This window comes from Breoghania corrubedonensis, from assembly GCF_003053845.1.
Classification (GTDB): Bacteria; Pseudomonadota; Alphaproteobacteria; order Rhizobiales; family Stappiaceae; genus Breoghania; species Breoghania corrubedonensis.
In genome coordinates this window covers 64,983-77,082 of record NZ_QAYG01000005.1, presented here as the reverse complement: position 1 = coordinate 77,082, position 12,100 = coordinate 64,983, and the positions used below count along the sequence as shown (strand labels likewise).

Sequence of the window (12,100 nt, the reverse complement as noted above, 5' to 3'; positions counted from 1 at the left end):
CGCCCCCTCAGTGTCGGCTTGGATAAATGCCGAACAACGCGACAATGAAATGGACGCAAAGGGTCGGCATCAGGTTCGTATGCTGCCGAGAGCCGCCGATATTGGAAATCGCGGTGTTCGCCATGGACGCCAGTTGGGGCTCGTCCGCGAGATACAATGTGAAGCCTTCCGTATTGGCTACAACACGGTCGAACGGCGATCCGTCACTTTCACCCTCCGCCGTCGATCCCGAAAAAGGGTGGCTATGGGAAGGCATCTGGTTGACCGTCAGCGTCTCGTATTCCGCACCGCTTTTGGATCCGAGCCTTCGCTCGCTCAGCCCCGGGCCCTGCCCCTGGTGAAGCGGAATGCGCCCCCGCAGATCCGGCAGACCGAACGTCGTGCGGCCGTCGCCGCCGTAAATCGTTCCGAACAACGAGAACAGCGCGTCGTTCTGGCTGACGGCCAGAAGCTGGCCGTCACAAAAAGCCCAGCCTCGAGGTGCGAAATTGCCCGCGAACATGCGGATCTCGCCAACATATGGTTCCGACATGATCGCCCCTCAGTTGCGCGACGGAAAGAGCCCTTGAAGGGCGATGCAGAACCCGAGCGTCAGGTAAGGTTGCATGTTGTTGTGCGCCTGGTTACCGCCCGTGTTGACGACCGTGCCGCTGCGCAATTGTGTCATGTTGCCGACCTGCGGATCGGCGTAGAGCATTGGCGATTGCGCCAGCACGGTACCATCGACAGATCGCTGGTCCGCGATCGTACTAGACGCGAACACACTATGTGAATGCTCCGGTATTTGCGCCACGGTCAGTGTGACCGTCTCGCTGCCCGACTTTGCACCAAGCCGGTAGTCCTCCCCACTGTGAACGGGGGTCCGGCTTCGGAGGTCCGGCAGGGCAAAGGTCGTCCGCCCATCGCCGCCATAGGTCGTCCCGAGAATCGAATAGAGTGACTGGTTCTGGTTGATCGGCAGGATCTGACCGTCGCAAAAGGCCCAACCGCGTGGCGCGAAATTGAAACCGATTATCTTGATTTCGGCAAGAAATGGCTCGGCCATGAAGTAATGACTCCTCCCAAGGACGACAAAACTCAAATCAATGCGAAAACGCTTCCAAATACCTCTTTTCTTTTATCCTTACGCACCCTATTGCCGCAAGGGAATCTCGCAGCTTCAACAAAATTAGTATCGAGAAACCGACCCGGTGCACGCGTCCTCAGGGAAGCGTGCAGGTCCCGCTGACGGCGGTCGCACCGCTATCGAGGAACACATCGGCGGAATTGACCGTCGCCGTGTTGTTGCCGTCGAGGAACGTGCGGATGTTGGCCTCGCTGGTCGAGCCGCCTGCGTAGCCCGGCAGGATCAACGACGTCGACGGATAGGTGTCGAAATAGATCGAATTGCCGCTGGAGCCGCTGGCGAGGGTATTGCCGGTCACATCGGCGCAGATCGTCGGCGCCGTGGAATTGCCGACGAAGAAGAGGATGCCGTTGGAGACCACGTCAAGCGGCGAATTCACCGTGTTGTTGGTGATCGTCGTATCCGCCCGCCCCACGCCATCCTGCCTCACGAAGACGCCGTTGCGCGTGTTGGAGATAATGTTGGTATCGATATCGACCGTGGTCTGGCTCGCAAAACCTGCAATCTGGTGGATATAGACGCCGTAGTGACCGCCGCTGATCGTGTTGTTCGAAACCGTTCCGCTCAGGACGCCCGACGTTGACGTTGCGGAGCTTTCGATCGTGACGCCGGCGTGATCGTTCAAGGTCGTACCGGTGGAAATCGTGTTGTTGTCGATCGTGAAGGCGGTGGTGAACGTCGTTCCGGCCGTGTGCGTGAGATAGACGCCGTGACCGGAACCAGAATTCGTGAGCGTGGAGTTGCGGACCTGGAGCGAGCCGTTGATCTGGGCGCCGCGCACCACGGCAGAGCTGGCCGAGGATGAGGTATTGGTCGCCCGGATGCCGTCGACCACGCTGCCGCCGGCGGCGTTGAGATTGACGGTGGCCGAACCGGACGATGTGATCGTCGCATCGACAGTGTCGATCGTACCGGTGTTGGGGGCTGCGATGGCGCTGGAAAAGCTGCCGGAAAACTGGAACGCCGCCGGCGCGCCCGTGGCCAGCCCGTAGGCTGTCGGATCGAAGCTCTCGCCGGCCACCAGCCCGACCAGGATCTGATCCTGATCCAGATCGAAGGCGCCGGAGCCGAGATCGAGCGTCGTGGAGGAACCATCCACCGTGGTGTCGATCACGACGATCACATCGACGTTGGCCGCTTCCGCGCCCGTCACCGTGCCCGGATCGGCAAAGGTGCCTGTGCCGCCCGAATTCGCCGTATCGACCACATAATAGCTGGCGCCCGAAATCGAGGATGTATCGCCCGTCAGCGTGGCATCGAGGAAGTTGTAGCTGCCGCTCGCCGGCAAGCCCGAGCCGTCGTCGTCCACCGGCGTTACCGCCGTGATGGAAGACCCGGTATCGGTTGCGCTCTCGCCGTCGCCGAAGACGAAGGTGACGTTCGTCGTGGAGGAGAAGAGCACACCCGTCGTCGGGCCGCCGGTATTGCCGGCCGTGCCTGCGATGGTCGCATCCCCGCCGCCCACGGCCGTGTCGCCGATCTGGATGGTGCCGGTGCCGGTGGTGCCGCCGAGATCGATGCCGGTCGTGCCCGTGGCGCTGCTGCTCGTCAGATCGAAATCGCCGGCGGTGATGTCGGCATTGATCGTCGCGCCGGAGACGTCGATGCCGATCGAGTTGTCGCTCTCAAGCGCGATGTTGAGATCGGCGAAGGTGACGTCGGCGCCGAGCGTGCCGGAGATCAGGACGCCGGCCGCCGTCGGGTTGGTGATTGTGGTAGCGCCCGTCACCGAAATCGCGCCGGTTCCCGACACATTGTTCAACGAAATGGCGCTGGAGGTGACCGCCCCGGTCGCGGTCAGCGTGTCGAAGGTGACGCCCGAGGCGGCGATCGTCGTGCCGGAAAGCGAGAGGATCGTGCCGGTGGAGGTCGAAATCGCCGTGTTCGTGCCCATGACCGACAGCGTGCCGCCGGTCATTGAGAGGCCGTTGCCGCTGGAGGTCGTGAGGGAGAGATCGCCGGAGAAGTTGAACGTGCCGCTGGAAGCGATCGACACCGCGTTGGCAGATGTCGTGTTGGCGGTGATGGCAGCGGCGATGTTGTGGACGCCGCCCGTGGAATTGGTAACCGCGAAGGCGCCGGCTGCGTTGTTCTGGGTGATCGAACCGCCGAACGTCAGGCTGGTGACATTGGAGTCCGCGATGGTGAACGCGGTGCCCGTCGGGCTCGTGATGCTGGTGTTGGAGAAGGTGAACGAGGCATCCGAACCGTTCACGATATCGACGCCCGCATCACCCCCGTTCAGCGTCACCGCGCCAGTGAAGCTGTAGGACGTGCCGTCGGCATTGTCGAACTGCAGGCCGGTGCCGTTGGTGGCATTGATCGTGCCGGAATAGGTCAGGCTGCCGGTGTGGCCGCCGGAAACCGAAACGGCGGCCGCATTGGCCGTCTGGGTCAGCGATGAGCCAGCTGCGAAGGTGACATCCGCGCTGCCGCCGACGATGCTGACGCCGATGCCGGAGCCACCGGAAATGGTCGCGTTGCCGAGCGAGAACGCGCCCGATGAAGCATTGACCAGCACGCTTGCCCCCGTCGCCCCGGAGACCGAAAGCGTCGAGATCGTCACCCCGTTGGAGCCCGTCCCCACGCCCGTCACTCCGTCGAAGGTGATGCCGGTGGTGCCGGAATTGGTGGAAGACACGGTGTTGAACGTCAGATCCGCCGACAGGGGATCGAGGAACATCGCCGTGCCGTTGGTGGTGTCGATGGTGCTGGTGGCGACCGAATTGGTCAGCGTGAAGGTCGTGCCATTGGTCTTGGTATCGACATAGAGGCCGGTGCCGGCATCGTTGTAGATGTCGAGATCGCCGAGGTTGAGCCTGCCCTCCGGCGCATCGAAGCGCAAACCGTCGCCCGCAACCCGGTTCGAGGCGTCCTGGCCGATCTGGACGGCACCGGTGGCGGTGACCGCCGTGCCGGAAAGTGCCGTCCCGCTGGCGTCGAAGGTCACCTCGTCGAACAGCACGCCGCCGCCGGTACCGTTGCCGGTGACCGTCAGTCCACCAAGCGCGGAGAGAATCGTGGAATTGGCCGCACTGCCGGTGATGGAGACGGTCGCCCCGGCAGAGCCGCGCTCGAAGGTGTTGGCGGAGGACGAGCCGAGATCGAGCACGAGCTGGCCGGCCGTGCCGCCGTCCGTCGTGACGAGGGCGGCGCCGGTGGATGCCAGATTGGCGCCCTGCACCGACAGCGTCAGCGTGCCCGCGCCGGTGGAGGATGCGGAAATGCCCGCCCCGGAAATCGCGGTCGTCGCGCCGCTCGAAAGAGAGGTCAGCGTGACGGTGCGCGCCGTCGCGTCCGTATTGGAAACAGCAACGGCGTTGCCGCCGATGGCGGTCGTTCCGCCAAAGGTGACGCCCGTGACGGAAGCGGCGGAATTGGTGATCGTGATGCCGTTTCCGGTCGTTCCGTCAACCGTGCCGCCCGCAATCGAGACGGTGGTGCCATTGCCGGAAACCAGCACCCCGGCCCCGCCCGATCCGTCGATATCGATGGTGCCCAGCGACAGCGCGCCGCCGGTCGTGTTCTGGACCGAAATGCCGTCGCCCGTGGCGCCGCTGGAGGCAAGCGAGGTGAAGCTGATGCCGCCGGCATCGATCGCCGTCCCCGACAGGGTGAGCGCCGCGCCGCCCGTTGTCGATATGGTTGACGTGCCGTTGATGTCGAGCGTGATGCCGCCCGCGCTCAGGCCGCTTCCCGCCGCCGTGGTGATATCGAGATCGGCGAAGGTTACCGTTCCGCCCGAGCCGGCGAGGCTGACGGCGGTGTTGCCGGAATTGTTGAAGGCCGTTGTCGATCCGATGTCGACCGCGCCGAAGGTGAGCGTGCCACCGCTCTGACCGCTGACCGCAATGGCCGAAGCCCCGGTTGCGCCGGTCCCGTCATAGGTGAGCGCGCCGAAGCTGATCGCGCCGCCGGACTGGCCGGTAATGGAGATGGCCTCGCGAACCGCACCCGTCAGCGTGATATCGACCGCATCCGCATCGATGTTTCGCGCACCGGCGCCGATCTCGAAGATCGTCGCGGTGTTGCCGGTGGAGAAGGCCGACGTCGCGTCGAAGGTGATCGCGCCGGTCGAACCGCCCGTGCCGATATCGATATCGAAGATCGAATTGGCGCCCGTGTGGTTCGTCGCCGAAAGGCCGGTGAAATCGATGGTCGCGTCGTTGTCGTCGGCAACGAGCGCGGAGCCTGTGCCTTGCGAGGAAAGCCCCGTCGCGGAAACGCTGCCGCCGGTGGTGCCGGAGATATCGAGCAGCGTCGCCGTGCCGGTGACCGACAGGAAGCCCGCCGCGCTCGTCGTGGCGATGGTGCCGGCATCGAACGTGTAGGTGGCCGTGCCGCCGGAGATCTGGAACAGGGTTCCCTGGCTGATCGTGACCTGGCTGTCCTGCACGAAGACGCCGCCGGTCAGGCCCGAGAAGGAGAACATGGCCGAGGTCGCGGCGAGGTTGATCGCCTCGACCTCCTCGATCGTCACCGCGCCGCCGTGGCTGGACGCAGTGATCGCGTCGCCCGTCAGCGAGGACGCATCGACGGTGACGTAGCTCAGCCGGTTGTTGCCCTGTAGGTCGAAGACCGAGGCATTGCCGGTGTTGGTGAATTCCTGACTGCCGCCGCCCGTTATCGTACCGCCAAGGCTACCGCCGAAATCGCCGATGATATTCGCAGGCTGGTTGACGCCGTAGGTCACCTCGTTTGCGAAGGCGAGGCCCTGCGCGGTCTGGTCGCCGGAAAGCGTGAAGGCGTTGCCGCCGTTCAGCGTCGCGAAATCGTAGACGCCATCAAGGAACACGAAGCTCGCCGTGCTCGTGAGAATCGCGTCGGCATCCGACACCGAATAGGGATTGGCGTAGCTGCCGTCGCCGGTGCCGTTCGTCGCCGTGGCGCTGACGAAGATATAGCTGGTCGCCGACGGAAAGTTCGGATCGCCGGTGAACGTGACGTCGGAAAAATCGAAGGTCGAGGCGCCGAGCGTGCCGGAGCCGGCGTCGATCGTATAACCGCCCGCGACGACGGAAATGACGCTCGCGACATCCGACGCGCTCTCACCGTCGCCGAAGGCGAACTGGACCGCGGCCGTGTTGTCGATGAGGACGCCGGTTTCCAGGTTGACGATGGAGGCCGAGGGTCCCGAAGCGGGTGTGGCGTGGCTGCCCAGATAGACGATCTGGTTGCCGAGGACTCCGGTGAGATTGACGCCGATGGAATTCTCGACATCGGTCGCGGTGGAGGAAACGCCCTGGATGGCGATGGAATTGACCAGCAGCGCGCCGGTCAGCGTCGCGCCCGACAGATCGAGGCCGGTGTCGTCGTCGCCAAGCCCGGTGATCGAGACATTACCGAAGGTGATCGCGGCATTCGTGCCCTCGACATCGATGCCGACGCCGCCCGTCGCACCGTTCGGATCGCTGATCGTGACCTCATTGAAGGTGACCGTACCCGTGTTGTCGGTCAGAGCGATGCCATCGCCACCCGGGCTGGTGACCGTGGTCGTGCCCTGGATGCTGACGGTTGCGGACGAATTGGAAATGTCGATGCCGTTGCCGGTCGCCCCGTTGACCGTCACGTCTCCGGTCACCGTGAAGCTGCCGCCGATCGCATCAAGCACCAGCCCCTGACCGCCGTTCGAGGTGATCGAGGTCAAGGTCACATTCGCCGTGAACGGATCGAAATAAACGCCTGATCCGGTTGACGAACTGATCGTTCCGGAGGTGGTCGCCAACTGGAAGCCGGTGCCAGCGCCAGCATTCAGCGCGCCGGTGCCGGTGACCGTGAAGGCGTTGCCGACGGACGAAATGTCGACTGCACCGAATGAGACGTCGCCCGAGACGTTGGCGAAGCTGACGCCCGCGCCGGCGACGGTACCGCCCTGCCCGACCTGAAGCGTGCCGCCGTTGACGGTATCGCCGGTGAAATCCGCATCGCCGCCGCCGGCCGTGCCGCCATCGGCATCGAAGGTGACGGTATCGAGGGAGACGCCCGCCCCGCCCGCCGTGGTGACGGAGTTGTTGCCAAACGCTTCGATCGTGATCGAACCGCCGCCGGTGCCGTCGATATCGATGCCCGCGCCGGCCGCATTGATGACGGCAACGCCGCTCAGCCCGGCGACGATGTTCTGTGCGTTGTCATCGATCGTGACACCCGCCCCGCCGACCGCGCTTGTTCCGCCGACGGTAAGGCCGGACAGCGAGACGTTGGCGCCGGAGGACGACACGCCGCCGAGGCCGGTGCCGTCGATGGTGTTGGTGCCGGCAAGCGTGACCTGGCCCGTGCCGTTGTTGTCGCTGACCAGAACGCCGTAGCCGCCGCCCCCAGAAATGGCGACGTTGGTCAGGGTGATGTCGGCATCCGACAGGAAATAGTGAATGCCGTCCGCCGTCGCCGAGCCGGAGGTGACGTTGATCTGAGAAGTCACTCCGGCGTTGCCGACAGTGAAGGTGCCGGTGCTGTTTGTGGCAAAAAAGACACCGTCGCCCGCGATCGCCGTGGTCGCGCCCAGTTGCAGACCGCCCGCGCCGGTGCCGAGATTGACGGCCGAGTGCGCTCCACTGAACGTTGCCCCCTGTCCGGAGCCATCGACCGACAGGCCGTTGGTCCCCGTTCCGAGGTTCAGGGTCGCGGTATGCCCGCCGACGCTGACGATACCGGTCGCGCCGCCCGTGATGCTGATATCGGCAACTGTGAAGGCGCCGGTCGTCGTGATGTTGCTGAGAGCGAGGCCGGTATTGCCCAGATTGGTGATCGTCGCGTCGCCGATCGTGAACGAACCGGCGCCGGAAAAGTCGGTAACCGTAATCGCCGTCGACGCGCCATCGGAATTCAGGCGGTCAAGACTGAGGCCCGACGACGTGGTCGTCCCGTTCTCGATCAGGATGCTGTTGCCGGCTCCGGCCGTGGTGATGGACTCGTCCTGAGCGGTCGCGGAGACATTCAAATCGCCGCCGTCGTTCGCGTGGAGGCCGACCCCGGTTGTCGTGTCGATCGTCAGGCCGCCGCCGAAACTGGTGGAGAAGCCGGAACTGGAGGTCAGGGAGACGCCCGCCGAGCTGCCGGTATGGGTCGTGACCTTGCTCGTGAAGGTGACGCTGCCGCCGGTGTTGGCGGAAACGGAGATACCGGCGCCGGTTCCATCCGTCTCGTTGACCGCGCCGGAATAGGTGATCGTGCCGCCGGTGCGGTTGGTGATGGAGACCGCCGTGCCCGTCGTGCCCGACACATCGACGTCGAGCGTCATGTTCTGGCTGCCGCCATCCACCACGACGCCCGAACCACCGCTGCCGCTCACCGTGGAATTGCTGGCCGCGACCGTACCCGTAACATTGGTGAGCTGGAGGCCCGTTCCGGCCGCGCCCGTCACGTTCACATCCGCCAGCGAGATCGCACCGGAGGCACCGGTAAGCACGATGCCGTCGCCGGTCGAATTCGCGATCGTGGTTCCGGAGATCGTGACGCCCGCGATGCCGCTGCCCGAAATCGCCGCCGCGCCCGCGCCGCCGCCGTTCGACAGGTTCACGCCGGAGACAAGGTTGCCGTCGCCGAGCGTCAGCGTGTCGGCGCCCACCGTCACCGTCGTCAGTGTCGGCGCCAGTCCCGTGTAGGGATTGATGATGTCCGTCGACACGCCGTAGAGCAGCACGTTCATCGGCGCGCCACCCGCAAGCGAGATCGTGTCGCCGGTGGCGAAGCTCATCAGGTCCTGGTCGTTGTCGAGGGTCAGAGTGCCGTCGCCGCCCAGCGTGATGGTGTCGGCGCTCGTGCCGTTGGTATTCACCAGAATGATGACGTCGGCGCCCGAGGCCTCCGCATCCGCGATCGATCCGGTATCGCTGATCGTGGCGCCCGTGCCCGTGCCGTTCGCGTCGGCATAGAAGACCGTCTGGCTGGAGATCAGGCCGGAGGTGTCGCCGACGAGGTTCACGTCGTTGAAATTGTAGGTGCCGCTGGCGCCGCTGAGACCGGCAACGACCAGCGGCGTCGTGGAATCGATGGTGGAGGCCGCGCCGTCGCCGTCGAGGTTGGAACCGTCGCCGAACTGGAAAAGGCCGGTGATGGCGGCGTTGGTCATGTCCACGCCGATGTCGAGCCCGGCGATCGTGCCGGTGCCCGTGGTGCCCACATTGCCGGAATTGGTGGAACCGGTCATGTCGATGCCGGTGCCGCCGGTGCCCGAAATATTGAGCGAACCGATAATGACGCTGGCCGTCGTGGTCGTTCCGCCGTCGGTGAGATCGATGCCGGTGGTGCCGCCCGTCAGTCCGTTAATCGTCAGGCTGCCGAATACGGTCTGGCCGGTGTTGGCGCCCTCGAAATCGACGCCGACGGAGCCGGGCGTGCTGATGGTGACGTCGCCGAAGGTAATGTCGCCGGAATTGCCGGACTGATACATGCCGCCGGTGCCCGGCGTGTCGATATCGACGTCGCCGAAGGTGATGTCGCCGTCTGAGTTCTCGATCCGGATACCCCAGCCGCCGGCGTTGGTGATCGTCGTCTGGCCGACCACGTTGAAGGCGCCGGAGACGCGATCGAGGATGATGGCGTCGCCGTCGGCATTGGTGGAGGTGATGGACGACAGCGTGACGTTGGTCGTCACCGGGTCGATCTTGACCGCCGTGCCGCCGACGGAATCGATCGAGCCGCCGGTGGTGGAGAAGTTGAAGCCGGACCCCGCATCCTGGATGAACAGGCCATAATCGCCCGCCACGCCGGAATTGGCGATGTTCAGGTTCCCGAAGGCGATGCCGCCATCGACATTGTTGAGGACGAGGCCGGAGCCGCTGACGCGGTCCGTCGTGGTGCCGATGGTGGTATCGCCGCCAGCCGCATCGCCGCCGCCCGATGCCTGCAGGGTCGCGGTATCGACGACAATGCCACCGTCCTCGCCGTTGCCGCCGAGCACCGTGTTGCCGGAAAGCGAGGTGATGGTGAGCGTGCCGGCGCCGGTGGAGCCGTTCGCATCGACCACCGCGACGCCGCCCGTGGTGGCGAGCGTGGAGGTGTCTATCGCAAGCGCGGTGTTGTTCGCGCCGGTGTCCACGTCGATGGCGGAGCCTGCCGCGCCACCGGTGATCGTGGAGCCGGATATCGCAAGGCTCTCAACGTTCGACGCCGAAATGCCGTCCGTGCCGACCTCATTGCCCGACCCCGTGAGCCCGCCGATCATGCTGTTCGATATCGCGATGTCGCCGGTGGTGTCGGAGAAGTCGAGACCGTTGCCGGTGGAGCCGCTCACCGTAAGGCGCGAGATCGTCGCCCCATCGATGCCGGAACCGGACACGCCGGTGCCGCCGTCGGCAATGGAGAAGTCCTGCAGCGTGTTGTTGTTGGCGAGCGTGAAGACAGCCCCGCCGCCGGTGCCCTGAACGGTGGCGTTTGTGCCGCCGAAGCCGAAGGAAACGACGGAGCCGTTCGACAGAAGAACGCCGATCGAGCCGCCTGCGCCGACGACCGTCTGATCGTCCTGCAGCGTCACGCCCGCCGTGGTGATCGTGCCGGCCTGACCGTCGAGGACGACAATCCCCCCGGTCGTCGTGCCGCCGACGTCGGTGGCGTTGGTGATCGCATCGGCGATCGTGGTCGGATCGGCCGCAGTGCCCGCGCCAATCGTGCCGTCGCCGTCGGCGTAATAGATGTAGCCGTATTCGGTGCCGGTTCCGTCCTGGGCGAACCGCGTCACGGATCCGCCGCCGCCGACCCGCTCCTCGCCGAGCCGGATATCGAGGTCGCGGCGCACACGCGCGGTCATCCGCTGTTCCAGCGGCGAGAGCCCGGGCCGCTCGCCCTCCCCGCCGAAGACGGTCTGCAACGGCACGCGCAGGCGAATTTCGCCTGTGAGCGCCGCATGGTCGACATTGTCATAGGAGAGCGTGCCGCCGAGCGACAGGGTCGAACCGTCGATGCCGAAGACATCGTTCAGGCTGTATTCCAGCGTGCCACGGCCGCCGGTGACGGTACGCACGTCATCCGCCCAGTAATGATAGCCGCCGGCATAAAGACGCAGGTCGTCGCCGCTGGTGAGCGACACCGGCAGCTTGACGCCCACTTCGGTGTCGAAACCCCACATCGGCTTGTCGCGCAGCAGCGTATCAACGGTCTGCTCGACAAGGCGATTGCTGATGATCGAGAGCGTCGTGGTATTGACGCCGCCGCTCTTCTTGGCGCTGGAAATCGGAACGTGAAAGTTGAAACGCGCATCGAAGTTCGGCGTCATCGCCTCCACGCCCACGGTCGTGGCGAAGAAGCTGTTGCCGTCCTTCAAGGTGGCGTCGGAATAGATGTAGCCGCCAAGAATCAGGTTGGGGTTGAAGATCTGGCGGACGCCGAGGCCCCAGTTGCCGAAGATATCGACCTGATCGGAAATACCCTGACGGGCATCCAGAAAGAACAGCGAATCCTCGTCCTGACCGAGCGGAATGAAAGCTTCGAGCGATCCGCCGATCCGGTTCGTTCCGGGCCGGAAGACGCTTTCCGCGTGGCCCTGCCACTTGTCGCCATCGGCCGCCTGCGTCACGCCCGGCACGAGGCCCAACGCTGCGGCAGCGACACAGGATGACGTCATCAGCCGCCCGCGCAGAGAGTTCAAGCCCCCCGAATGAACCGATAGCCCCACGTCGACCTCGCAGACAAAATCATGAAATATTCGAAAAATCCCGAAACAAATGGAATCCACGGCACGATATCCGCTGTGTTTTCCTTGCATCAACACCTATCCGCGCCAACGCCTATCGTTACGGCATTTTGCATGATCTTGTTGCAAATTTACCATACGGAAACAACCGGGAAACACAGGAAGAAAGCCCCTTTCCGCTCGCTTCCCCGGTGCTGACGGCACTGCTTTCAATTTCGGCTTGTTCTCTTTTTGTCCATGTTTAGAATGCTCCGGCATCGGCGTTGAAACCGCCGGGAAATCTCCCACTTGATGCGACGGGGCGAAGCGGGCATTGCTGCGCCCTATTCAAATGCGACCCGAGGACG

General features: G+C 64.5%; 3 protein-coding genes. All 3 read right to left on the bottom strand.

Annotated elements, in window-relative coordinates; genetic code table 11:
- Nucleotides 1-7: 7 nt before the first annotated feature.
- The 3 genes from C8N35_RS14180 to C8N35_RS14170 all read right to left on the bottom strand — a co-directional run bounded on the left by C8N35_RS14180 (nt 8) and on the right by C8N35_RS14170 (nt 11,684).
- Entirely contained in the window at nt 8-502 is a 495-nt protein-coding gene (locus C8N35_RS14180) for a phage tail protein (protein ID WP_245926793.1), read from the bottom strand.
- Between the two features lie 39 nt (nt 503-541).
- On the bottom strand, nt 542-1,045 hold the full coding sequence (locus C8N35_RS14175; RefSeq protein WP_107990363.1) for a phage tail protein: 504 nt from the start codon (nt 1,043-1,045) through the stop codon (nt 542-544).
- A 157-nt stretch (nt 1,046-1,202) separates the two neighbouring features.
- Nucleotides 1,203-11,684, bottom strand: a complete 10,482-nt coding sequence (locus tag C8N35_RS14170) for an inverse autotransporter beta domain-containing protein (RefSeq protein WP_146177410.1) — start codon at nt 11,682-11,684, stop codon at nt 1,203-1,205.
- Nucleotides 11,685-12,100: the final 416 nt, after the last annotated feature.